This is a genomic window from Ruegeria sp. H9 (genome assembly GCF_056532915.1).
This window is the reverse complement of sequence record NZ_JBQFNX010000001.1, coordinates 890927-915131: the sequence shown is the minus strand read 5'-3', so window position 1 is coordinate 915131 and position 24205 is coordinate 890927. Positions and strand designations below refer to the sequence as shown.

Annotated in this window: 19 protein-coding genes; 9 read left to right on the top strand and 10 right to left on the bottom strand. The window is 54.1% G+C overall.

Annotated features, from left to right (window positions below; translation table 11 throughout):
* Positions 1–61: 61 nt before the first annotated feature.
* The 8 genes from ACR0CZ_RS04255 (at position 62) to ACR0CZ_RS04220 (ending at position 6327) form a co-directional block, all read left to right on the top strand.
* Positions 62–1111 (top strand): ABC transporter ATP-binding protein, encoded by a 1050-nt coding sequence (locus ACR0CZ_RS04255; protein WP_170392844.1) that lies wholly within the window; start codon positions 62–64, stop codon positions 1109–1111.
* A 1-nt stretch (position 1112) separates the two neighbouring features.
* The gene (locus tag ACR0CZ_RS04250) at positions 1113–2189 is read left to right on the top strand and encodes an ABC transporter ATP-binding protein (RefSeq protein ID WP_170392845.1); all 1077 of its coding nucleotides are present in this window, start codon (positions 1113–1115) and stop codon (positions 2187–2189) included.
* Positions 2186–3049, top strand: coding sequence for a carbohydrate ABC transporter permease (locus ACR0CZ_RS04245; RefSeq protein ID WP_170392846.1), 864 nt, complete (start codon positions 2186–2188; stop codon positions 3047–3049). The genes ACR0CZ_RS04250 and ACR0CZ_RS04245 overlap by 4 nt, the downstream gene beginning before the upstream one ends.
* A complete protein-coding gene (locus tag ACR0CZ_RS04240; protein WP_058280831.1) occupies positions 3046–3843 on the top strand; it encodes a carbohydrate ABC transporter permease in 798 nt (265 codons plus the stop codon). The genes ACR0CZ_RS04245 and ACR0CZ_RS04240 overlap by 4 nt, the downstream gene beginning before the upstream one ends.
* A gap of 8 nt (positions 3844–3851) precedes the next feature.
* Positions 3852–4253 carry a DUF2160 domain-containing protein gene (locus ACR0CZ_RS04235; RefSeq protein WP_170392847.1) on the top strand — a complete coding sequence of 134 codons (402 nt, stop codon included), beginning with the start codon at positions 3852–3854 and terminating at the stop codon, positions 4251–4253.
* A gap of 66 nt (positions 4254–4319) precedes the next feature.
* A complete protein-coding gene (locus ACR0CZ_RS04230) occupies positions 4320–4715 on the top strand; it encodes a BlaI/MecI/CopY family transcriptional regulator (RefSeq protein WP_170392848.1) in 396 nt (131 codons plus the stop codon).
* Positions 4702–5799, top strand: a complete 1098-nt coding sequence (locus ACR0CZ_RS04225) for a M56 family metallopeptidase (protein WP_170392849.1) — start codon at positions 4702–4704, stop codon at positions 5797–5799. Before ACR0CZ_RS04230 ends, ACR0CZ_RS04225 begins: the two co-directional genes overlap by 14 nt.
* A gap of 267 nt (positions 5800–6066) precedes the next feature.
* On the top strand, positions 6067–6327 hold the full coding sequence (locus tag ACR0CZ_RS04220) for a transposase (protein WP_480544554.1): 261 nt from the start codon (positions 6067–6069) through the stop codon (positions 6325–6327).
* Between the two features lie 1451 nt (positions 6328–7778).
* Here ACR0CZ_RS04220 and ACR0CZ_RS04215 read toward each other — a convergent pair.
* Both ACR0CZ_RS04215 and ACR0CZ_RS04210 read right to left on the bottom strand, forming a co-directional pair.
* A complete protein-coding gene (locus tag ACR0CZ_RS04215) occupies positions 7779–10322 on the bottom strand; it encodes a hybrid sensor histidine kinase/response regulator (RefSeq protein WP_480503707.1) in 2544 nt (847 codons plus the stop codon).
* Positions 10286–10777, bottom strand: a complete 492-nt coding sequence (locus tag ACR0CZ_RS04210) for a molybdopterin-binding protein (RefSeq protein ID WP_170392851.1) — start codon at positions 10775–10777, stop codon at positions 10286–10288. Before ACR0CZ_RS04210 ends, ACR0CZ_RS04215 begins: the two co-directional genes overlap by 37 nt.
* A 346-nt stretch (positions 10778–11123) precedes the next feature.
* On the opposite strand from ACR0CZ_RS04210, the gene ACR0CZ_RS04205 reads away from it, so the two are divergent.
* Entirely contained in the window at positions 11124–11738 is a 615-nt protein-coding gene (locus ACR0CZ_RS04205; RefSeq protein WP_170392852.1) for a response regulator transcription factor, read from the top strand.
* Positions 11739–11760: 22 nt separating this feature from the next.
* On the opposite strand, the gene ACR0CZ_RS04200 is transcribed toward ACR0CZ_RS04205, so the two are convergent.
* The 8 genes from ACR0CZ_RS04200 to ACR0CZ_RS04165 form a co-directional block, all read right to left on the bottom strand.
* On the bottom strand, positions 11761–14340 hold the full coding sequence (locus ACR0CZ_RS04200; RefSeq protein ID WP_480503710.1) for a calcium-binding protein: 2580 nt from the start codon (positions 14338–14340) through the stop codon (positions 11761–11763).
* Between the two features lie 77 nt (positions 14341–14417).
* Positions 14418–15812, bottom strand: a complete 1395-nt coding sequence (locus ACR0CZ_RS04195; protein ID WP_170392854.1) for a UDP-glucose dehydrogenase family protein — start codon at positions 15810–15812, stop codon at positions 14418–14420.
* A 182-nt stretch (positions 15813–15994) separates the two neighbouring features.
* A complete protein-coding gene (locus tag ACR0CZ_RS04190; RefSeq protein ID WP_170392855.1) occupies positions 15995–17413 on the bottom strand; it encodes a mannose-1-phosphate guanylyltransferase/mannose-6-phosphate isomerase in 1419 nt (472 codons plus the stop codon).
* A 99-nt stretch (positions 17414–17512) separates the two neighbouring features.
* Entirely contained in the window at positions 17513–18988 is a 1476-nt protein-coding gene (locus ACR0CZ_RS04185; protein ID WP_480544520.1) for a glycosyltransferase, read from the bottom strand.
* Positions 18989–19082: 94 nt separating this feature from the next.
* Complete coding sequence (locus ACR0CZ_RS04180) at positions 19083–20519, bottom strand: HlyD family secretion protein (protein WP_170392857.1); 1437 nt, start codon at positions 20517–20519, stop codon at positions 19083–19085.
* Between the two features lie 370 nt (positions 20520–20889).
* Positions 20890–21663: a class I SAM-dependent methyltransferase gene (locus ACR0CZ_RS04175; protein WP_480537061.1), complete on the bottom strand. Its 774-nt coding sequence runs from the start codon at positions 21661–21663 to the stop codon at positions 20890–20892.
* Between the two features lie 238 nt (positions 21664–21901).
* Positions 21902–22252, bottom strand: a complete 351-nt coding sequence (locus ACR0CZ_RS04170) for a hypothetical protein (protein ID WP_170465216.1) — start codon at positions 22250–22252, stop codon at positions 21902–21904.
* Between the two features lie 88 nt (positions 22253–22340).
* Complete coding sequence (locus ACR0CZ_RS04165) at positions 22341–24182, bottom strand: TniQ family protein (RefSeq protein WP_480537082.1); 1842 nt, start codon at positions 24180–24182, stop codon at positions 22341–22343.
* Between the last annotated feature and the right edge of the window lie 23 nt (positions 24183–24205).

Below are 24205 nucleotides of genomic sequence, written 5' to 3'. Positions count from 1 at the left end.
CGTGTGCGGCATCCCCACCCCAAGGCCAGTGCGACGCACTGAAGGACCGGAACCCACGGACATGATCGAACTTAAAGACGCCACCAAACGGGTTGGCAATGTCATCCATATCAAGCCTACGAACCTGACGCTCAAGACTGGCCATTTCAATGTGCTGTTGGGCGCGACGGGGTCGGGCAAAACCTCGCTGATCAAGATGATGGCCGGGCTGGACCCGATCGCCTCGGGCAAAGTTCTGATGGACGGGCAGGACGTCACCAAGCTGAACACGCAAAAGCGGCAGATCAGTTTGGTACACCAGTTCTTCGTGAACTACCCGCATATGACCGTTTTCGACAACATCGCCTCGCCCTTACGCGTGGCAGGGATGGCAAAATCCGAAATCGAAGGCCGCGTCGAAGAGGCCGCCGACTTGCTGCAGTTGCGCCCAATGCTACAGCGCCGTCCGCATGAGTTGTCAGGTGGCCAGCAGCAGCGTACCGCGCTGGCCCGCGCGATTGCAAAGGAAAGCCGCGCAGTGTTTCTTGACGAACCACTGGCCAACCTCGATTACAAGCTGCGTGAAGAACTGCGTGAACAACTGCCCGACCTGTTCGCCGGGCGCGGGGCCGTGGTCGTCTATGCCACCTCGGAACCGGAAGAGGCGTTGATGCTCGGCGGCAACACCGCCTTGATGGAGGACGGGCGCGTCACCCAATTTGGCCCCACCTCAGATATCTATCGCAACCCCGAGAACATCTCTGCAGCTCGTGTGTTCTCTGACCCGCCCATCAATGTGGCGCGCATCACCGTGTCTGATGCGCAGGCGCAATTGGTCGGCGGTGGTGGCTGGAAAGTCACCGATATAGCCGATGGTGACTACTTGGTCGCCGTGCGTCCGCACCGGGTGACCCCGTTCCGCTCTTCCGACGCCGACGTGGAGCTGACCGGGCGTGTCATCGTGACCGAGCTTTCGGGCTCGGATTCCAGCGCGCACTTCCAGCATGGGGATGAGGCGTGGGTGTCCCTGGCCTCGGGTGTCCATCCCTATCAGGTGGGCGAAGACCACAGCTTCTACATGAACCCGGCCCATTGCCGGTATTTCGGCCAAGACGGCAAAAGGATAGCCTGACATGGCACAAATCAAGCTTGCAAACCTGCGACACAGCTATTTCCCCAATCCCAAGGGGCCACAGGATTACGCCCTGAAGGAAATCGACGTCACCTGGCGCGATGGCGGCGCCTATGCGCTGCTGGGGCCATCAGGATGCGGCAAGTCAACGCTGCTGAACATCATCTCGGGGTTGCTGACGCCTTCCGAGGGACAGATTCTGTTCGATGGTCAGAACGTTACTGCCTTGCCCCCAGATCAACGCAACATTGCGCAGGTGTTCCAATTCCCGGTGATCTACGACACGATGACTGTGGGCGAAAATCTGGCCTTCCCACTGAAAAACCGGGGAGTCGACCCTGCAACGATCAAACGTCGCGTCGATGAGATTGCAGAGATGCTGGACGTTACGGATATGCTGAATACCCGGGCCTCAGGTCTGAGCCCGGACAACAAACAGAAAATCTCGATGGGTCGCGGGTTGGTGCGCGACGACGTGAACGCGGTGATGTTCGATGAGCCGCTGACTGTTATCGACCCACATCTGAAATGGAAACTGCGGTCCAAGCTGAAAGAGCTGCACCAGCGCGTCAAAGCCACGATGATCTACGTCACGCACGACCAGACCGAAGCGCTGACCTTCGCGGACGAAGTAGTCGTGATGCAGGAAGGCGAAGTCGTGCAGATCGGCACCCCTGTGGAACTGTTCGAACGCCCACAGCACACATTTGTCGGCCATTTCATCGGCTCACCCGGCATGAATGTGCTGTCATGCGAAGCGAAGGGCGATCGGGCCCTGTTCGAAGGCCATGAAGTGATGCTGGAAGGCCAGACCCACGGTGACGGAGGCCGCACCGATCTGGGTATCCGGCCTGAATATATAAGCTTTGGCGAAACCGGCATCCCTGCCCATGTCACCAAGGTCGCAGATATCGGACGGCACTATGTGGTCAGTGCCATGGTCGGTGATACGCCGGTGAAAGCCGTAGCAGAACACAATGCGCCCAACCCTGGCTCACATGTGTACCTGCAATTCAAACCCGAACAATCTCGCGTCTACCGCGACGGCTGGATCGCAACCGAGGAGCGGACGCAATGAGAACGGAAAACCAAAAAGCATGGTTCTTTGTCCTGCCGGTGCTGGCGCTGGTCGCGTTTAATGCGCTGGTGCCGATGATGACGGTGGTCAACTATTCGGTGCAGGAGACGTTCGGTAACAACCAGTTCTTCTGGGAAGGACTGGGCTGGTTCGAACAGATCCTGCGTTCCGACCGGTTTCAGGCAGCTCTGGGACGGCAGTTCCTGTTCACCTTTCTGATCCTGCTGATCGAGGTGCCGCTTGGTATCATCGTGGCGCTTTCCATGCCGCGCAAAGGGTTCTGGGTGCCGGTCTGTCTGGTCCTGATGGCCCTGCCGATGCTGATCCCGTGGAACGTGGTCGGCTCGATGTGGAATATCTTTACTCTGCCCAAGATCGGCCTGCTGGGCTACTTCCTGAATGACGTCCTGGGCATCAACTATGACATGACACAACAGCCACTGTCGGCCTGGATCACCGTGATCGTTATGGATGTCTGGCACTGGACGTCGCTGGTTGTGCTGCTGTGTTATGCGGGCCTCGTGTCGATCCCGGATGCCTATTATCAGGCCGCTAAGATAGACGGTGCCAGCCCCTGGTCAGTGTTTCGCTATATCCAGCTGCCCAAGATGAAGACTGTACTAACCATCGCCGTTCTGCTGCGCTTTATGGACAGTTTCAACATCTATACCGAGCCTTTCGTTCTGACCGGCGGCGGTCCCGGCAACTCAACCACCTTACTGTCGATCGACCTTGTGAAGATCGCGCTGGGACAGTTCGACCTTGGCCCTGCGGCCGCGATGAGCCTGATCTACTTCGCCATCACGCTGCTGGTCAGCTGGGTCTTCTACACTCTGATGACAAAGGATGACGCGCAATGAAGAAGCGGTCCCTTATCCCGATCCTCTATATCGCGTTCCTGATGCTGCCGATCTATTGGCTGGTGGCGATGTCCTTCAAGACCACGAACGAGATCCTGTCGGGCTTTTCCCTGTTTCCCCAGACCTTCACGCTGGAGAACTACATTACCATCTTCACCGATCCGACGTGGTATTGGGGCTATATCAACTCGATAATCTACGTGACGATCAACACGGTGCTGTCGGTCTGTGTAGCGCTGCCAGCGGCCTATGCGTTCTCGCGCTATCGGTTTCTGGGCGACAAGCAGTTATTCTTCTGGCTGCTGACCAACCGGATGGCGCCGGCGGCGGTGTTCGCGCTGCCCTTCTTCCAGCTCTATTCGTCAATCCACCTGTTCGACACCTATCTGGCCGTGGCGCTCGCGCACACGCTGTTCAACGTGCCGCTGGCGGTCTGGATTCTCGAAGGCTTCATGCGCGGCATCCCGAAAGAATTGGATGAGACAGCCTATGTCGACGGCTATTCTTTCCCGCGCTTCTTCGTGACGATCTTCCTGCCCAACATCAAAGCGGGTGTCGGCGTCGCGGCCTTCTTCTGCTTCATGTTTTCATGGGTCGAGATGTTGCTGGCCAAGACCCTCACCGCGGTCGAGGCCAAGCCCATCGCCGCCGTGATGACCCGCACCGCCTCCAGCGCGGGGTATGAGTTGGGTCTGCTGGCAGCAGCCGGAACACTGACCATTATCCCTGGTGCCATTGTCATCTGGTTTGTCCGCAACTACATCGCGCGCGGTTTCGCGATGGGCCGTGTGTGAGGTTCGATATGCGTAGACTTCTTCTCACCCTCTCCTTCCTGCCTTCGATGGCATTCGCCCAGCAAGCCGGATGGGGCAATGTTGGCCAGCAAGAGGAAAAGGGATTCTCGTGGACCGCCCCTCTTTGGCCTGATTTCTGGATGGCCTGGACCCCGGCGACGTTGGCGGTATTCGTGGGTATCTTCGCGGCCATCGCACTAATTGGACTATTGGAAGGGTTCAAGTTCCGCGACGGCCTTGAACGTCGCGGTGTACTTGGTCTGACAACCACGTTGGGCGATCGGTTGTTCATAACACTGCTCGGCTCGACCTATATCTTCCTGGCCTGGCTTGGGCTGGTAGGCCAACCTGTATGGACGCCTCTTTTCCTGTCCATCGGTTGGGGCGTCTTCGTCTTCTGGAAAGTTTAAGCTTTGAGAAACAGCGAAAGGATGCTTGTCTGTCAGGCATACTAGAAAATGGCGACACCGAGATCGATGCGAAAGAAAAAGACAACAAATCTTCTGACCGACGTGGAACTTGAGTTCATGAACGAACTCTGGGCGCTGGGTCAGGGTTCGGTCCGTGATGTCCTTGATCGCCTGCCTTCTGATCGTAATTTGGCCTATACATCCGGCGCGACTATTCTGCGTATCCTTGATGAAAAAGGGTTCGTCGAAAGCGAGAAGAACGGCAAGTCGCTGATCTACAGACCCCTGCTGGAAAAGGACAGGTACCAGTCGCGGTCGCTGCAGAATCTTTCTCGGACCCTGTTTGACGACACACCCGCGACGCTGGTTGCAAGGCTGGTCGACGATGAGGGGCTGACAGAAGATGATTTGGAGGAAATTCGAGCACTGGTAGAGAGGAGACTGCAAAATGACAGCGGTTAAACCGGTTCTCGATACGTTTCTTGATCTGAATGTCGTGCTTGGATTGTCGGCCTTTATCTGGTTGGCAGTGCGCGCGGCGCTGGATAGGACATCGATGCGATATGGATTTGTGGCTCAGCTTCGCTTGCTCAAGGCACTTTGTATCTGCGTTCTTGTCAGCCCCATTTTGGCTACAGGGGTCTCGAGCCTTGCAGGACTGGTCTGGCCGGGGCAACCTGTTGCACTGGGGGATATTGCCGTGGCCGCTTATCTGCGCGGCGACATTGCCATGCCAGCAGCACAATTTGAAACCCTACTGAACACGCGCGAGCGGTGGCTGGACCACGTACTGGCAGGCGCAAGCATGGCCGCAAACTGCGCCTTGATCGCATTCGCTCTTATTGCAGCGGTGCTGACAGTTCGTGTGATGCGCGATGCATGGGCCATCCGCAGCGCGATCACGACCAGTTTTCTTTGGCGGCAATCCGCCAAGGTGGACATTCGCCTGTCAGATCGGATTACCGTACCGTTCGCTGTGCGTGGCCTTCGCCGCCGGCACGTCGTGCTGCCCAGTCATCTGTTGAACACACCAAATGAGTTGCGATTTGCCCTGGCGCACGAGTTTCAGCACATCCGAGCCAATGACGTGGAATGGGAGCTTGGGTTCGAGCTTTTGCGACCTTTGCTGTTCTGGAACCCGGCCTATCTGGTGCTCAAACACCAATTCGACCGGCTACGCGAATTGGCCTGTGACCAATCCGTCGTGTCTCGTAAGGGCATAGATTCAAAGGAGTATACGACCTGTTTGCTGGAATTCTGCGCGCGATCGATTACGTTGAACAATCCACGTGTTCTTAATGTGGCACTGGTTTACGGAACAAAGGCAAAGCACGTACTGCGGCAGCGCGTGTTAGCGTTGACCGAAGCGCCGATGGCAGACACCCGACTACCTGCCGTATTTCTTGGACTGATACTTTCATTTGCATTTGTTCTCGCCATCGGATCAGCATCAGTTCGCCAAACACAGGACTGGAGCCACGATCGACTGATGCTGTCTACAGTCATCAATCTGGAACGGCTGGAGGCTCGCAATCGAGGGAACTGACGGGTTAACAATGTGCCGTCTCGGATCAGGCATGCAGACGTGTCTGACGTCGGCGCCAATGGATTAGTTTAGGTTGATTTGATAAGGGAGATGCGGTCATCGGGCCGGTTCACCATAATTGTGGTAGTGATTTGAAGCTCAAAGGAGAGGACCAAGACTTATTTCGTGGGTCTTGATGTTTCAGTCAAGAGCGCGGCAATTTGCGTGATCGCAGGTAACCCGGTCCTGGTGGCGGCAATCTTCCCGCTCCCGTCAGCGCGTGATGCGATGGCAGAAGAATTTGTTGAATTGGACAAGCAGGTTCGAGATCAGTCTCGCAAAGATAATGTCTGTCGTCGCCTCATGACAACTCCCGGTGTCGGCGCCATAGTTGCAATGACCTTCCGTGTTGCCATTGAGGGACCCAAACGTCTCCGTTCATCTAATTCGGTGGGAGCCTGCTTTTGCCTGACGCCATGGCGAAACCAATCCAGACAAACGGATCGAGTCACATCAAATACCAAGGCCGGCGATGCCAGTGTGGGATAGACGCTTTACGAAGCAGCGCATGTGATGCTTGTGAGAACCACCTGATGGACTCCGTTGAAGGCATGGCCGATGCGTGTTGCCGCCCGATGTGGTGCAAAGCGCGCCAAAATTGCCCTCGCGAGGAAACTGGCAGTCATCATGCATCGGATGTGGATAGACGGCACGGAATTCAGAACCGTCTGAAAGACAACGAGTACCAACTCTTCCGCGAGGAAGGCGCCCCTGAAAGGACGCAGCGCGGGAAATGCCGACAGAAACCCTGATAAAAATATATGCCGCAAGGGAAATAAGCTTTCCCCGTCAGAGCCAACCGCATCATTTGAGTGCACTACGCAGATCACGGACAGAAGCAAGCACTTTCGGGCGCAATATCCTTGCAATACCGGGCCCGATTACAGAAGGGTTTCGGACTCACCATAACCGCCAAGGAGTAGCGAGGAGAAAGAAACCCGGAACCAAGCATAGCCACGGTGAGAAGGTGTAAAGGACACTCGCCGTGTGACCCGATAGCAATTTTCAGCAGAAGAGCAAATCAAGATCGTGCTGGACGGCCTGAAGCGCGAGGACAGCATTGCGGAGCTGCACCGCTGTGAAGGCACCGCCCAGAGCCTAGCCAGGTTTTTCAAGCGCAGCGAAAGTCCGCTGTGTTGCCACCACTATTTTTGAAGCTTGAGAGACGGGTTCAATAGCAAACAGCAGCAAGCCCTCTTTCCCATCACCTTCCTTTGGTGGGCCAGCGGATTTGGACAAGCCAAACGCCATTGGCCGTCAGGGTGAGGGCGTGGCCCTCCCCCTCGGGCAACCCTTTTAGACAGGGTCGTGTCCTCGGCTTTGCCTGCGGGCCGCACCACCCCTGTCGAATAGCGTTGCCTCGCCCCCTTCCGCGTTCGCCACGTGGCAGATTAGCAGGAACAGGCAGCTTCGCAGTCTGACCTGCAATTCAGCCCTGATTTTCGGAAGGGAAGTCAGAACAAACCAAACTGCCTGCGGTAGCAAAAAATGGGGGCGGCGTGTTAGTTTATAACGCAAAGGTCAAATTCAACTGATGTCCAACTTTGGGGGCGCCTTCTGACGTCGAACGTTCACTGCTTTTCTGGACCAACTGCGACGGTTGGCTCAGGTTCGTGTGAAGTTCAACAGAAATGTCGGGCGACACATAGTTTTGCCATTCCGAGAGGCTTAAGCCATTGATTTTGGGTCATTCGATTTTCGATGGGCGCACGGGTTTTACCATTTGCGACTCAAAGGCTTTCCATCACGTTGGAGCAGCCGAGCAAAAGCTAGACTGAATCTTTATCGCCTTCTTCGGCGCAGATCGTAGGTAAATCTATCAAAATCTCGGCAAGTTCTTGTCTGTTAAGCCTCAGCCGTCCTGCCGATATCGCTTCGATACATCCCGCCAATTCGAGTGCAACTGTGAGAATTGTGGGCCGTAGCCAGCGAATTGAACTTCAACGACAACGTTTGGCTTCGTACTGCAAATCCCTCAAGAAAGTAGCCTTCTCGTCGTCCCATTGCTTCGAAGTGCAGTTTTGAAGGTCATTCAACTTGGACCAAAGGTCGGTTTGCCCGAGTATCGCAGCAGAGCCACATAGTTTATGCGCCGCTTGCCTGTGTGTGTCATTTAACTCATTGGAATTATTGAGACTGTCAATAAGACCAACAACTTCGTTGTTCAATTCCCTGCAGGCTTCACGGAATTTGTCCGCTCCAAATCGAATCCTGAAGTCATTGTCTGGCTCCATAACCTCAACCCTTTGCACCTTCACAACTTTAGACAGTTCTGACTGTAAAGCCGCCAATGGAACGGGTTTCACCAGCAACCCCTGAAATTCTGCTGCTCGTATGACTTCGTGATCTTTTGGGGCTGCGTGAGCCGTAACTGCTATCGCTGGCAAATTGCCCCACTCGATATTCAGTTCGCGAACTTTTCCGAGTGTTTCGATACCATCGATACCCGGCATGCTGATATCCAACAAAAGTACATCAAATCGCTCGGACCCAAGACGTTCTAAGGCGGCGTAACCACTTTCAGCCTCAGCAACCGAAAAGCCAAGATCTTCAAGCATATCGGTCAAGATCATTCGATTGATTTCATTGTCGTCTACCACCAGCGCTTTCAAACCCTGATAAAGCTCTGCCTGTGGCGCGTCTGTGGAATCCGGTTCGCTCATGACATCAGATCTTGAGGTTGGCAGCGGCAGTCGCATTGTAAACAGGCTGCCTTCTCCAAGCACACTATACGCCGTGATGTCGCCACCCATCGCCTCGACCAATCTTTTGGTAATAGCCAGCCCTAATCCCGTTCCGCTCGTCTCACGTGCAAAGGCGGTATCGATCGTGACAAATTCGTCGAAGATAACGTCCAGATAGTCAGATGATATCCCGACCCCGGTATCTGCAATCCGAAACTCAATCAGATCATCATGATGAAGTCGTTCGACTTCGATCGTGACTGATCCATCCCGCGTAAATTCGATTGCGTTACCTAACAGGTTCACCAAGCATTGCTGCAGCGCAGTCCTGTATCCAAGAACGTCGATAAGCTCTTCAGAGAGAACATCGACCTTCAAGTCGTTGCCACGCGCATCTGCATTCGCCGACAGACTGTCGGCAACTTCGTGGACAACCTCCATAACGTCAAAACTTGATCTGTCACGCAAGGCATTGCCTGAACCCAGTCTGGAAAAATCCAAAACATCAGTCACATGAGACAGCAGCAACTTACCCGACACCTCAATAGAACGAAGATACCGCTTTTGTCTGTCCGTCAGATTGCTCTGATCAATCAATGCCGCAGAGCCGAGTATTCCGTTCAACGGAGTACGCATTTCATGGCTCATCACTGTCAACAGATCGGATTTGGCCTGTTCACTTTCCCGCGCCTTGTCTCTTGCAGTGCGCAAGTCTTCCTCGGCTTTGAGTTCCTCAGTTATATCCCGAAGGAATGAGACAAAGACTTGCTCTCCATCCGTTTCAGCTAGCGATATGGACAGCTCCACGGGAAAAGTTTCCTGCGATTTGCGCAAACCCTCTAACCTGACGCGCCCAGCGCCGATTACCTTTTGCTCGCCGGTCTCGAGAAATCGTGTCATGCCTTTTCGGTGCAGGGCGCGCAGGTGTTCTGGAACGATAAGTTCAGCCATATCAGCACCGATTGCCTCGGCCTGACGGTACCCGAAGACATCTTCGGCGGCACCGTTGAATTCAAGAATTCTTCCAGAAGTATCGACCACCAACACCGCATCCAGTGACGAGGTAATGGCCGCTTCAAATCGGTTGCGAGCCGACTGGCTTTGCCGGGCAAACAACTGCCCTTGCCGGAATAATTTGATGAGAACTGCAAAAGCTAAAAGCAGTGCAACGAAAAGTACAACAAGTAATGATGCCATTCGGGTTAGTGTGCTGGCCAACTCAGCACGTCGGGTTGCGTTTTCCTGGGCAAATCCCTGAATACCGCCCAGCGCAATCTCGCGCACTTCAGGTCGCAGTGTTTGAATCTGCGCCCGCAGATCAGGGAGTGCTGCGCGCAGCTGGTCATCCGGCCCATCGATCAATGGTGTCAGCCGGGATAGAAAATCTTCAGTGGCTTGCAGGGCTGGTTGCGCGGCGGCACCCCCTCGCAGAAATGAAAACAGCTCGCTACTAAACAGCGTATCCGCTCGGCTATAAAAGATATCGAAACGGTTGCGTACAGTGGACAAGTCACCATTGGAACGTGATGAAGCGTCAATGACCGAGACTTCGAACCTAAGCAGCTCGACTTCGAGCTGAGACATCAGCCAGCTGACGTTGTCTGTTTTTGCGGTCGAGAGTGCGTCGAGATCTGATTTCACCTCGCGCCCAAGGGAAAGCACGATAGCCAGACTCACAACCAGCAATCCTACAAAGGCAAAAATGGGCCATCTCTTCATGCTCATTAAAGGCGCTTTAGTGTCGATGGCCTTCTCCTCGGTACTTACTGTGCTACGACTTCCAATCGATTGAGTTGCCAAATGCTGCGGGCATAAATTTCTTCGGACTGATAGGCCTCGTTAGCATCGTAAGGGTAAATTATCCACAAAGGTCCTTTGTCGCGAACAGACATCGCCTTGCCATCGCGCAAGTAGGCAACGATCGGGCCACCATCTGTTGCATCACTGGTGGGAATGGTGACGGCGTAGTCATTCAAAGCCACCGCTCGTATGATCCCCTGCTCTGCCTGGACATGGTCCAGGAGCACATCAAGGGAAACTCCTTCAAAGCTCTGCGTACCCTCTGTCCAGATCGTTGTTGTAGCGATTGACTTACTGGGCAATGCCTCAAAGGCTTTCCTGTCGAATGTCCAAGTGTTCTTGTTTCCATTGAGACCGACATCGCCCGAGACCGTAAGAAGTACTTCATCCGCATATGCCGCACTCGCAAATGAAATGGCGAGTGCGGCGCTAAGTGATTTTAAAGTTTTATGCATGCGAGGTTGTGTCCGTGAGTAGGTGAACCTTTGTCAAAACGCTTTTGACACAGCCCCGCGAAACGTTCTCAGACGCAATAGAATAGCTCGCTATACTTTAGGATAGTTCAGCGCACCAAAGGTCACACCATCAGCCTAATTTGCGAACTTTCGACGTCCCAAACCATGCAATTAAAGTTTTCGCGGAATGCGATAATGAGGCTTTGGCAGCCAGCGTCAAAGAGTAATAGTTTAGGAAAGCAACATGAATTTGCAAAGTTCGTCAAATAGTAACCCTTTTGGTGGTTCAACTATTCCGGGTGGGATAAAATCGGATCAAAGCATTTGTTCAAGGTCACCGATATCAATGCGAATTCTATTGGCTGATGATCACGGTTTGGTCCGTGACACGATCTCATCCTACCTCGAAACCGAGGGGCGCGCGGCAGTTGTTGCCGTACCCGATTACATGGCTGCGATGAAATTGCTGTCATCCGAAGATCCATTCGACCTTGTCCTGTTAGACTTTGAAATGCCGGGCATGAATGGGATCGAAGGGCTTTCAGACGCAATTCGCAAATTCCCTGAACAGGCTTTTGCGATATTGAGCGGGACGGCACCAAACAAGATCGCACAGGAAGCGGTCGAAATGGGCGCCGTTGGTTTCTTGCCCAAAACCATGGGCGCCAAATCCCTGGTCAACGCGGTGCGATTTATGATCGCCGGCGAAACCTTCGTCCCGGCCAGTGTTCTAAGTATGGATGGCGATGTCAAAGAAAGCGACTTTTCCCGTCAGCTCAGCCAGCGGGAAAAACAGGTTCTACGCGGATTGTGCCGTGGGCAGTCCAACAAGGAGATCGCGCGAGAGCTGGATCTTCAGGAAGTCACGATCAAGCTGCATGTTCGGACCCTTTGCAAGAAACTCAATGCAAAAAACCGGACCCAGGCCGCTCTGATCGCTCGGGATGCAGGATTCGAGTGACCCGGGTCCGCAGGGGGGGACTTCAGAATAGAAAGTGATCGTAGAGTTGGTCGAAATCCGACGCTACGCCTTCAAGGATCAATGTCGTATCCGGTGACAAAGTTACGTAGACATCGGTCCCGCCCACGATTTCAGCGTTGGCATTAAACCAGTCAGATGTATCAGCTCCGCCACTATCGATGTTGAGCGCACGCAGATCGAGTAAATCGCCATCGCTGAGCGAAAAGTCTGTGATCGTATCGGTCGACCCGTCCAGATCCTCATCGCGGAAAATGAACCTGTCCGCATCTGCGCCACCGGTGGCTTGATCATCTCCTGCGCCAAGGTAAAGCCGATCTTTCCCTGAACCTCCGTCCAGAACGTCGTCACCGCTGGAGCCATTCAGATAATCGTTGCCAGCACCCCCATTCAACTCGTCATCGTCAGAACCACCCTTCAACGTGTCGGAGCCCTCACCGCCAGCTAATGTGTCGTTTCCGGATCCGCCATCCAGAGTATCCGCACCGAGACCGCCTATCGCGGTATCATCACCGGAGCCCCCAGAGAGGCTGTCGTCGCCAGCACCGCCATCTAGGTCATCGTTGCCAGATCCTCCGAACAGCGTGTCTTTTCCGTCGTCCCCGGACAGAAAATCATCACCGGATCCACCTGACAAATTATCACTGCCATCGCCACCGTTCAGAACATCCGCGCCAGACCCGCCATCGAGTTGGTCATCGCCTGTGCCACCGAACATCTCATCATTGCCCGAGCCACCGTCCATAACGTCTTGGCCGTCTTCACCTCGTAAAGTGTCAGCTTCAGATCCTCCGCGGAGTGTGTCATCGCCCTGACCGCCGATAAGGATGTCAAAGCCTGAGCCACCATCCAAAATGTCGTTGCCGATCCCACCATCCAGCATGTCGTGCCCAGCCGAGCCCATCAGGTGATCGTCGCCCTGACCGCCGAACAACGAGTCATCGTCTTCTGTAAGAACATTGCCAAACTGGTCGTACCGCACACCGTCTTCGTCATATTGCGAGACAATGCCGCTGGCGGCACCGACGCCGGCTCCACCGTGCAGCAGATCGTTGCCGTCATCCCCTTCGAGCACGTCGCCTGAACTACCACCCGTCAGTGTGTCTGTGCCAATCCCACCGTATAGGGCATCGCTACCAGCATTGCCCGAAAGGTCATCATCGTAGCTCAACGCGCCTTCGGTAGTCGCAACAAGTGTCAGATCCTTGACCAAAACGCTTGCATCCAAATCGACGGGCGCAAACGGACTGGTTGCTGTCGGGTCGGCGGCACCATCATTCGAATACGATTTCGGCGCCTCTTCGATAAGGTGCAAACTGGCCTCGCCGGTCACATCATCTACGATGACCTGGAAAATCGCGCCTGTTGCAGGTGTCGAGTCATCCATGTCGTGGTCGCCTGAGTTGCCACCAACAAACAGGTTTCCGTCTGCGTCGATGATTGCCGCACCAAACGTCATTAGCGGGACCCCATTCAGGACTTCGCCGTTAATCACTGTCGATGTGACTGAAACCGTTCGAAACTCTGGTTCGCCCGAAGAGATATCAACGATCAGCATAACCGTAGCTGCACCTTCGGAACTTGGGCGAGAGACACCGTAGAACGACTGTGAGGCCGCGTCGAACGCAACATCGTAGACTTTGAAATCCACAAGATCGGATGGCAACTTGTATACTGTGGTTACCGGATTTCCATCCGCATCAAACTGATCAACATCGATGACTGCGATACGATCCATACTGGATTGAAACGACCAAAGGTTGCCCTGATCATCAAAATCCCCGGTCCAAGACCGATATGGCGTGCTGCCAACACGGTAGCTGTTTCCCTCGGCGTCCAGCATCACCAAATCAGAGCGGCTAACCACCTGTCCCAGTGAATCCACGCCGTCGCCTACTGCGATGGCATACAGAAGGTCGTCTTCCGTATTGTAACCCATCGAGTTCACATTGACCGTGCCCTCGACGCCCGCCATTTCATAGGCTTGGGTTTCGACATCAAACACATGCAGTGTTCCATTTAGAACCTGATAGAGATTTGATTGCCCATCGGCGAATGCGGAAACCGTCACGGTTTGTCCGCCAATCTCGACATTCTTGTCATAGTGAAACGCAGGACCGGACGTATCAATTGTTGGACCGTTGCCTGGCACATCAATCGATCTGATCGTAATGGTCGAGCTGTCATCGTCAGCTGTGAATTGAACGGAATGAGATCCGAAGGCACCGCTCTGAGAAGAAAACTCTGCGACTACCTCACCATCGACCAGCACTTCGACGGCAGCCCCGGAACGACCTGCAGCAAAATTTGTCGCGAGATCCAGGTTCAGTTCATAGACCCCGCCCGCTTCGGTCGTAATCTGCTGCTCCATCTGCTGGTGGCCGTTTGGAAGATCAACCAATCCCCATTCGCCGTTCTCGGCGTAGTCGGAAAAACTGACAGCACCTTCTGTGCCTTCCAACAAGTTTGCCTCGGCATAGTCGCCGTGCAACACATCATCGCCAGCTTGCCCTTGGATCTCATCGTTTCCGGCAAGCCCTATCAGGGTCTCCTGCTCACTTCCGCCAACAAGTTGATCGGACAAACCCGTTCCTGAAATTACATTTGAAGATACCGCAGGCATCATTTCACCTCTTACTTTCAGCTATTTGGAGCAATAATTTACCAACCGATGCCGTCGATCCGACGGTTCACCGGGTTCTCGGGGAACAAGCGCACCACATCCACGACCGGCATCTCTGGTTTACTGGATACGGCGTTCTGATAAGCGGGGTTGCGGTGGCAGACGATGACGGCCTCGGCCTGTTCCATTACGTCTTCTATGCTGTCGCAGAGCATCGATTTGATGGATCCCGCGAGACTTCGAATGCCAAAGCCCGCGTGGTGCATGTAGGCTTGCAACCCACTCAGAGGGGTTTCTTTTGTCACCGCTGGATCATGCAGGACCAACTCCACCCCCTCGGCATGGAGCTCGGCCATGACTTCCAGGATAGGGCTTTCGCGCAGATCATCGGTGCCGGGTTTGAAAGCCAGTCCCAGAACCCCAACGCGCCTGGCCCCCGTCTTTCGCAGCATCTCGGTCGCTTGATCAATCTGCTTTCGATTTGAGCGGTCAAGGTTGCCGATCATGGGCAGTTCGACACCCAGTTCTTCGGCTATATGTGTTACAGCCCGTACCTCTTTCGGCAGGCATGAGCCGCCATAGGCAAAGCCCGGCTTCAGATAGTAAGGTGACAGGTTCAGCTTTGTATCTTGGGTAAAGACGTCCATGACCGCGTGGCTGTCCACGCCCAGCGGCTTGCACAAGCGTCCGACTTCGTTGGCAAAGCAAACCTTGGTCGCGTGCCATACATTGTCGACATATTTGATCGTCTCAGCCACTTCGACCGTTGTCAAAATGGGATTTGGGTCAACCGGCGTGAAGATGCGCTTCATGACTTCCGCCGTGCGAAAATCGTTGGTGCCAAGCACTGTTTTCGGAGGGTTATGGAAGTCATCTATGGCGACGCCTTCCCGCAGAAACTCAGGATTGAAGCACACTCCAAAGTCCTGGCCCATCTTCTTTTCTGAAAGCCGCTCAAGGATCGGAACCAATACGTTCATCGTGGTTCCGGGCGGGATCGAACATCGCATGGCAAAGATGTGGAATTCATCCTTTTGGCGAAGGCCAACTGCCATCGAGCGGGCTGCCTGTTCTATATAGCTATAGTCGCAGCCCCCATCCGGAGCGGTTGGTGTTCCTACCGACACAAAGGTAACGTCGGTTTCGCGTACAGCTGCGCTCAGATCGTCCGTTGCAGAGATCAGCCCCTTTTGAACGCCCTGTTTGAGCGTTGAGCCGAGATTTTCTTCGTGAATCGGGCTCTCACCGCGCGCAATCTGACCCACCTTATCGGGGTCGATATCAACGCCTATGACCTCGTGTCCAAGCGACGCCAAACATGCAGTTGATACGGCCCCAACATACCCCAGCCCTACAACACTGATCCGTGATTTTTGCGAAGACGTCGGTATGACAATTTCGGCGTCTTTCTGAGTAATTTTTCTGAGTTCCATAGATTTACCTCCGATTTAAATCCAAGGTAACGCTTTGATAATTTTGAGAAATGTATCGACAGACTATCTGGAATGCGCAAATGACGCCGAATATATACGAATGGTCATGAAACCCATACGACAGAAAAAACCCGCGTGAAAATCCACACGGGCCAGATTTCAGGAGGGTGGTGCAAGTGAATCTAAGCTACAGCGACACGGTCATAGATATCCTCGTATCTCACGATGTCGTCTTCGCCTAAGTAACAACCGGATTGAACTTCGATCAGATGCAAAGGCAGTTTCCCCGGGTTCTCCAACCGATGGACAGCACCCAGCGGGATGTAGGTCGATTCATTCTCGGAAAGCAGGCTGACTCTGTCACCAACCGTCACGGTTGCTGAACCACTGACGACAACCCAGTGTTCGGCTCGGTGCATATGGCTTTGCAGGGACAGCTTGGCACCAGGCAGAACCATGATCCGTTTGACCTGAAACCGAGGACCCAGCGACAGCGTTTCGTAGTAACCCCAGGGACGATGGCACCGGCGGAACATCTCGGCCTGGTCGGAGCCTTCGTTGCGCAACGCGTCCACTACCTTGCCGACTTCAGTACTGTGCGACATGTCCGCGACCAGAATTCCATCGTCGGTCGCGACTGCAACGATGTCCTTCAAACCCAGTCCGACCAACTTGATATCCGGGTTTTCCGACCTCAGCAGACTGTCGCGGCAATCAATGGCCGTCGAATTTCCAGAAGTGACATTCGCCCCCTCATCCAGCTGCCCCTGATCCTTCACCGATTTCCAACTGCCCAGATCGGACCACCCGCAGTCCAATTCAAACGCTACGACACCTTTTTCGACATGCTCCATTACCGCATGGTCAAACGAGAGGCTCGGACAACGGGAAAAGGCGTTTTGATCGAGTCGGTAGAAACCCAGATCCTTTTGACCGAGAGCCACCGCGGCTTCGACCGGCGCAGACATCTCAGGGGCGTGCGCTTCAAACGCCTTTAGCACAGTATCGACCCTGAACATGAACATCCCGGCATTCCACAGCCAGTCACCGCTTTCCAGCATGACCTTTGCGGTTTGAGCATCGGGCTTCTCGGCAAACGTAGAAATCAGCAACGCCCCTTGGTACCCGCCCGCAACCCTCAGGTAGCCGAAACCAGTCGCGGCATGATCGGGTTTGATCCCAAAGGTGACGATCTTACCGCGTTTGGCTGTTTTTTCAGCGCGCACCATAGTCCGGCGGAATGCCGACACGTCCACGATCGCGTGATCGCTGGGCAGGACAAGCAGGATCGTTTCCGGCTCTTCTTTGTACCGCAACGCGGCTGCCAGAACCGCAGCGGCGGTATTGCGGCCAACAGGTTCCACGATCAGTTCAGACTTTTCGGCATCAACATCTGCCAATTGTTGTTGGGCAATGAACCTGTAGTCTTCGCCCGTCACGATCAGTGGTGCCGAAAATCCAGGCTCGGCCACACGTTCAACTGTTTTCTGAAACAGGCTGTTGTCGCCAACTAGTTCGACGAACTGCTTTGGGTAACTCTTACGAGAGACGGGCCAGAGACGGGTGCCGGAACCACCAGCAAGGATAATTGGCTGAATCATGTGAAACCTCTTCATTACAAGTCTGATCTCAGGTTACCGACCCTCGTGTTTAACATTGTGTTTCATAGGCTTAATTCACCTATCGAAAGGATAGGTCTGCTAGCCAAACGGCATCTCGATCAGACCAACATAGATCAGGATCGCGGTTAGAAACGTCAGGATTGCAGTGGCCATCTGGAACTTGGCAAAGCCGCTTTTGAGCGTTTCGACAAAGCCCGACCCACCGCCCGAGCTTTGATTGCCTCTGTTCGACCATTTCTGTTTGGACAAATGAAAGATCATGTAGATTTTGACCGTCGCGTTGATCACTTGGTTGAGATACAGGATGAACGGCCAACTCATGTCCGCGCGCCTGCTGTATCCGAACAGGAACAGACACAGCACGATCCGAGAAAACAACACCCAGATGATGCAGTTCCAGAAGTAACCCGGCGCAATCAGGCTGCCGACAACGGCCATGACCGGACTGACCATCATAGTCCACATGGCGATCCGTTGATCAACGACACACCACCAGATGAAAAACGGCATTGCAGTCGGCCCAAGTGCGATTGCGCGACTTCCGTTCCGCAGCATGTTGCCCGACCAACGGCGGAAATTCTGGACCATCCGCATGAGGCCATTTTCCTTGATGACCTCAATTGTGTAGACCGTCGCATCCGGCACATAGGTCATTTTCGCACCCACGCTCAGCAGGCGATACCAGGTTGATTTGTCATCCCCGGACAGAAACCGGAAATTACCCCAAAGCCAGTGATGCAGGTGATCCGCCTCGATCGTGCGAATGAATTTTTCGTCCAGAATATGGCGCGCGCGAAACACGCTCATTCTCCCCGTCAACGTCAACACACGACCCGACAAAGCATGGCTTTGCATCGCAAGGCGACGCTGGGCGAACCGCATGTCCAGCCATTTTGCGATCCAGGCCGGGCCATAGCATATGACCTCTTCATCTGTGGTCAGCGCCTGTAATTCTGGATCGCTTGCAAACATTGGCAGGGTTTTACGTAGAACATCCCCGCCAAACAGGGCGTCGCCGTCCATAAAGATCACCAAATCATCAGGCGAAGCACCGGATCGACAGATCGCCCGCAGGATCAGACCAATCGCCATTCGCTTGCCCGGCTGGTTCTGACGGATGAATACAAGCGTCGCCAGATCATCCGGGATATCCTGCGCATAGGTTTCGACAAAGTCGCGAATGACCTGCTCATCATATGCACTGCCTGTACCGATATAAATCGTCGTCGGAATCCGTTCGCGGCGGATTTGTCCAAGGATGGACCCCACAACACGTTTGGTGATGGAGGGTTCCTCAAAATAGGTCGTCATCTGAATATGAAGGCGTTTGGGGCGCCAACCCGCATCCCAAATTGCATCCGCCCGGCGCCGCATGCCCGGCCATTTGCCTTTCGCATAAATCTGAGCCCTTAACGCATGGGTAAACCACCAACCAAATCGCCAGAACCCAAGTGTTCCAAGGACCATCGTGACGTGCAAAACACTCGGGTTGAAGAACCGGTTCGGTACATTCGCCAACAGCCAGAGCAGCCCCATAAACAAGAGCAAAAACAAGGTGAACTGCGGTAGTGACCACTTGCAAAAATAGTTGGGAACATTTGTTTGCAGCTCCCTTAACCGCCAAGCCGGATCCTTGTCGAACTCATATTCAGTCATCGGATCGGCCCACACGTGGGTCCATGGACTTTATCCAGGTACGGAAGTGTGTCCCCAACTGTCGCTTTGCTTCCAGATTTACCGGGGCTCCCAACCGTAATTGGCTCTTTGTTTGTTTCGAGGACAGGCCAATTGCGCGAACCGTAACAATGATTCCGAATTCTCCGGGTCGTTCAGGATTGTCCCCTGCGCGCACGTCCCAGACCTCACCGGGAATGGTGATCTTCTTTCCCTTCTCATTGAAGCCGATCGTTGCGGGCATGCCGATGTAAATCGTTTCAGCAAACCGTTCCGACACCCACCCGATCGTCATACGAGGCTCAGCCGTTTCAAAGACCAACTCGTTTGCCGTACCACCGAACGGCTGCCCCTTCCGAACGATGAAGTCCTGAACAATCCCGTCTGTTGCTGCGCGAACGTGATTGTTTTCAATTTTCTGTTGCTGAGCTTCTTTTGTTGCTTCCAACGCCTTTACCGCGGAGGCGCGATTGCGTTCTTCGGCTTCCAGCAAGTTTGTTACGATCAATACTGGATCGACCGACTGCGCCAGCTCAGGGTTGCGTTCACGAAGGCTAAGCCATTGGCGCCGTAGATCGTCAAACCCGCCGTCCTGCACAAACTCTACATAGAAGCGCATGGCTGCCGCGACGCGTTCGGATAATACCTCCGAGTTTGATAGGGACCGAAGTTCTTTCAAAGCCTCGGAGATTTTGACATCCTCGGTGCGGGCAAGCGCCAGTTCCGCCTCGGTGCGTTTGAGCGCCGCCACAGCTTCCGCATCGTCCATCAAGAATAGAAGATCACCCTCGCGCACCTCCTGCCCAGCCGTGACTTCAATGTGTTCGATATAGCCGTTGGCTGAAGGGAAAGAAGAGATCATTGGGGCCAACACGCGCCCGTGTTGGATGTCAATTCGGTCCAAATTGGTGAAAATGTTGTTTCCAATAACGCCAATCACCGCTGCTGCGATCAGCAGATAGGTCGCCACATTGAGTACAACACGCAAAGATCGTGGAAGAAATCTCGCAGGTTTCCGGGATTGTTCGCCTTCCGTTTCCTCCATCGGCACCAAGTCAACCGGAGTGTCGAGACTGGTTATCACATCTGCGCTGCTTGCCATTCGCCCAGACAACAGAGAGCGATAAAACAGAGCCAACGTCTCGCGTTGCCGACCGCTTAGACCTTCCAGCTGCACTGTGGAATTGGGACCTGGCTTCGACAAACGTACCGGGAAGCGGATATCTACGCCTTGAAACGGAACGCTAAGTGTCGCGGTTTTGGGGCATTCAGGCGCGTCGTCCGGCCATTCCAGCCCCGCAAGCGACCAGCGTTCAATCGCGACCACCGCGCCAGAGGGGGTTTCCACGACCAGCGGTGCTTTGACCTTCCAATCCAGGTCCGACCCCGGTGTTTCGTGCAATATACGCAATGTCGCCTCAGAAACTGTTGACAGGACTGAGGTAGCAACAAATCACAGCTTCTGACGGACACACGGACGCATATTTGTACGCAAATAAGATCGCTTCCGATACGAAAGTATATCAGGAAAATCTTCCTGGACCGCGCCAGAGCCTCTTATTGTGCTCTCGAACTTCTGCATTTGCGCTTTAGTTCAGAGGCGCGAGAATACAGCCTTGAGTTGAAACGCTTCACAGCAACAAACCGCAATCACCCTTGAGGCGGTTTTATGTGAAGCGATCTCTGGTTGAGTAACGGCCGTTCAGTGGAACAAGTACGAAAGGCTGCCTCGCGGACTTAGTTGCCTTTGACATCCCCAGATCGAAAGTCCGCTGAGAAAGCTATAATGCGACTGCTTCAACAACGTGAATTTTGGCAGGTACAGCAATGCCTTCTTCGCACTGGTACTGCTTACAGGCGTCAGCGACAGCCATTCGGATTTCACTAAGCTTCTGTTCAGATACCTCTACGCCCTTGAGCATCATGCCAACGGTTACCTTCATGTGGAGGTCTGCAACGCGATCAGCCGGACCCGGCGGGCGCAGCATCAGATCAAGCGTTTGAAATTTGGTTTTCCAACCAGAATTTTCCATTATCGCTTCAAGTGTGGCTGGGTCGCCAAAGCGCATTGGTCCGGGACCGGAAGGATCAGGTCTTGGAACGTCATCGACCAGGCTATCGACGATACGGCGCGGCATAGAAAACCATGGATTCTCCGGGGGTGTTGCCCAGAAGGTTGCCGCCATGCGCCCGCTTGGTTTCATAGCGGAACGAAGGTTTTCAAACGCCGCCGTATTGTCATTGAAAAACATGATGCCAAAGTTCGCGACGATAGCATCAAAGGTGCCTGCCTCATACGCGTGAGATCCGGCGTCCCCAATTATCAACTCAACGTTTCTGGGCGCACGCTGCTTAGCGACAGCGACCAACGGTGGAGCAACATCAATTCCTACAACACGGCCTTCTGGGCCCACTGCCTTGGCCGAATAAACAAGCGTGGGCCCAGTGCCGCAGCCCACATCCAACACGGCTTCTCCAGATTTCAGACTCGCAGCCTGAAAAAGGGCTTCGAACACTTCACTAAAAGAGGTTTCCAAGTCTGGTGCGGCTTCCAACCACGGGCGCGCCATTTCATCCCAATCCATCACCCATTCTCCTAGCCTTGTTGCAATCTCAAAGTCACAATAGCGGACATCTGCGCGCGTTGCAGCATTCGTCGCTATGGGCTCCTTCGAGTCATTCGCCGCGTTCCGCCTAAATGTCTGGTTTTGAGTTCTCGGAGGGAAGGCCTTAGATAGAAGCCAATGGACATTGCTGAACGGGTGTTACGTGAACCACCTCCTAGTTGCATCGTCACCCATCTTTGTCCTCATCACTCCAGTGTCCAATCTCATAAACGCCCTGCTTTTTCATGCGACGTATGAACGATAGGTAGTTAACTACGCGGTCGATCTCATCCAATTTTCCGGTGGCATAGGCGACCGCAATCATCTTGAATTGGGCCTCAAGATCTTCCGCAATTTTTTCGTCTCGTCGAGCGAGACCCTTTCCAGTCCCCAAAGAAGCAGTAGTTGTTTTGTCTTCGCTCCACATCTCATCGAGATAGGCCTTTAGATTAAGCGCGGGAGTATTCGCGCCCAGCTTGCCTACGGCCTCCCATATTGGTTGAAGCCGTTCAGTAAGATTTCTTCGACTGCTAGTCATTTTTCTTCACCTCGCGGTACAGCAATTCAACGTAGTTGCCCCAATCTATAGACCGCCACTATTTCTCATGAGAATGTGTGGCGGAGCATCAACCTTGCTCCGCCGCCTGCTTATCTTGGTTCCAACTTTCGTGGAGACAATCTGTTTGGATCGAAGTTTTACCCCCCATCGTCATTTCCCGAACCACATCTCGTGTCTCGTTCGGGTAGGCACGAACAAACCCAGCCTCGCAGGGGATAGTCTCAACTTCTCTGCGATCCAATGCCGGACCCAAATGGACCGCTGCTATCTCAAACTGACGCGCCAATTGGCCCAGCGTTACGTAATATTTTTCAAAAGCCTGAATACTCTCTTCAGTGATGTAACAACGGTAGTGCTGCGTGTCCGGGTTTCGCATTTTTATCTGCTTCAGGTATCCACCATCTCGCAATAGCCGGATTGACCCAACGCTAATTCTTAAGCGCGCCGCCGCATCCATCAGAGACAGATCGCCGGAAAACACGCGCTCCGATTTCTCCAAGATCTCAGCGCAGTCGATAAGAATTCCAGCCAACCCTTCCACGTCCGGATCTCTCCAAACGCCGGTCAGTCGGCCTGCTACCCAATCAGCGACAACGCGAGCCAGGGCCACCTTGCTCTGTCGGCTGTACTCCGAGAGACGCAACCTATGACGTGCCCGAGAGGCAATGCGTAGACCTTCAAGCCTAGTCAGCAGGGTCTGTACCGAGGACGATGGCACATAGCGCAGAGACGTTCCAAAACGATAGGATTCCAGAACATTATACCGGATCAGCGCCTTCACTTGGACCGGATGGATATTCAGCTGGGTCGCGGTGGCTTTGATATTCTGCAATCCAGACCAAAAGTCGAGCACGGCGGCCAGATCTTCATGGCTGACATCTTTCATATTTGAAAGGTCGCTCGCGTTTTGACCGCGAAGATGGGCGAGAATGCCTCGCACCCGAACCTCGCCGACCCCATGTAGCTCCCGCGCACGTTCAAGCGTGATAAGTTTGGGTGCTGAGATTTCCGCACCCAGAACTTTCGCACCTGTCTGCAGCGGATAGTTTTCACGCACAAAATCCTGCACGCAAGCCCTGAGAACTGCTGTCGCCGGGTCCTCTTCAGTTTCTTTAAGCCAGGTGTAGAATTCGCCCATATCGGTCGTAAAATATGACCGCTTGGAGGAAGACCGGCACCTGGCATGCTCCAACTCAGATTTCAAGGCTTCCGGCCCACTCTTCAGAATCTCGAATCCGGCCGACATGGCCGTACGCTCTTGTTCGAAGTCCAAATTCGAGCGGCCGACACCGCGATCCATGGCAATCGACATACCTAATGTCAGAGCGGCCTGATGAAGATGCGTCAGCTCCAGCGAGTCCAACCAGTCACCGGCGACCCCAAACTCAATACGACGGCTCAGGTAGGTTTCAAACGAGGATCGCCCGAGCGATGTTACGTCTTGGGCGGCTTCAAAGATCAGATCCTGGTGACGCGTCACTTGCTCAACCACGTCGTAAGTGAGATGCGCATGCGACGCGTCGGGAAGCTGGAGCAACGGTACGCTATGTTTGGCACAGGTCTTGATCGGCAGCACCAACCACTCAAGAAGTTGAAACGCGTTCTCGGGGCCAGAAGCCTCCATGGCCTCCACAATACATCTCGGACAAACCCGGGTGGTAGCCCGGCGGAACGAACCGGAGGTGGCAAAGGAATGCCCGACGCGGTACCGACAGGGGCCAACCAATCTGGCCGCCGCCAACTCCAACGCTTCAAGTGGCACCCCAGCCAGTTGTGACAGCCGCTCCAGCTGATCCGGATGGGCCGAGCAGATATGGGGCCATCTCAGACCCAGATCTGAACAGAACTCCCTCGCAACACTAAGATTGCGACGTGACAGGCGGGCGACATAAGAGGCAGGGGTTTCCATGTGATGATGAGGCAGAGTCAGAG

Bases quoted from the DNA above. Each gene is read 5' to 3' on its own strand.
- ACR0CZ_RS04255 (WP_170392844.1), top strand. From the start codon at position 62: ATGATCGAACTTAAAGACGCCACCAAACGGGTTGGCAATGTCATCCAT.
- ACR0CZ_RS04250 (WP_170392845.1), top strand. From the start codon at position 1,113: ATGGCACAAATCAAGCTTGCAAACCTGCGACACAGCTATTTCCCCAAT.
- ACR0CZ_RS04245 (WP_170392846.1), top strand. From the start codon at position 2,186: ATGAGAACGGAAAACCAAAAAGCATGGTTCTTTGTCCTGCCGGTGCTG.
- ACR0CZ_RS04240 (WP_058280831.1), top strand. From the start codon at position 3,046: ATGAAGAAGCGGTCCCTTATCCCGATCCTCTATATCGCGTTCCTGATG.
- ACR0CZ_RS04235 (WP_170392847.1), top strand. From the start codon at position 3,852: ATGCGTAGACTTCTTCTCACCCTCTCCTTCCTGCCTTCGATGGCATTC.
- ACR0CZ_RS04230 (WP_170392848.1), top strand. From the start codon at position 4,320: ATGCGAAAGAAAAAGACAACAAATCTTCTGACCGACGTGGAACTTGAG.
- ACR0CZ_RS04225 (WP_170392849.1), top strand. From the start codon at position 4,702: ATGACAGCGGTTAAACCGGTTCTCGATACGTTTCTTGATCTGAATGTC.
- ACR0CZ_RS04220 (WP_480544554.1), top strand. From the start codon at position 6,067: ATGGCAGAAGAATTTGTTGAATTGGACAAGCAGGTTCGAGATCAGTCT.
- ACR0CZ_RS04210 (WP_170392851.1), bottom strand. From the start codon at position 10,777: ATGCATAAAACTTTAAAATCACTTAGCGCCGCACTCGCCATTTCATTT.
- ACR0CZ_RS04205 (WP_170392852.1), top strand. From the start codon at position 11,124: ATGCGAATTCTATTGGCTGATGATCACGGTTTGGTCCGTGACACGATC.
- ACR0CZ_RS04195 (WP_170392854.1), bottom strand. From the start codon at position 15,812: ATGGAACTCAGAAAAATTACTCAGAAAGACGCCGAAATTGTCATACCG.
- ACR0CZ_RS04190 (WP_170392855.1), bottom strand. From the start codon at position 17,413: ATGATTCAGCCAATTATCCTTGCTGGTGGTTCCGGCACCCGTCTCTGG.
- ACR0CZ_RS04170 (WP_170465216.1), bottom strand. From the start codon at position 22,252: ATGACTAGCAGTCGAAGAAATCTTACTGAACGGCTTCAACCAATATGG.
- ACR0CZ_RS04165 (WP_480537082.1), bottom strand. From the start codon at position 24,182: ATGGAAACCCCTGCCTCTTATGTCGCCCGCCTGTCACGTCGCAATCTT.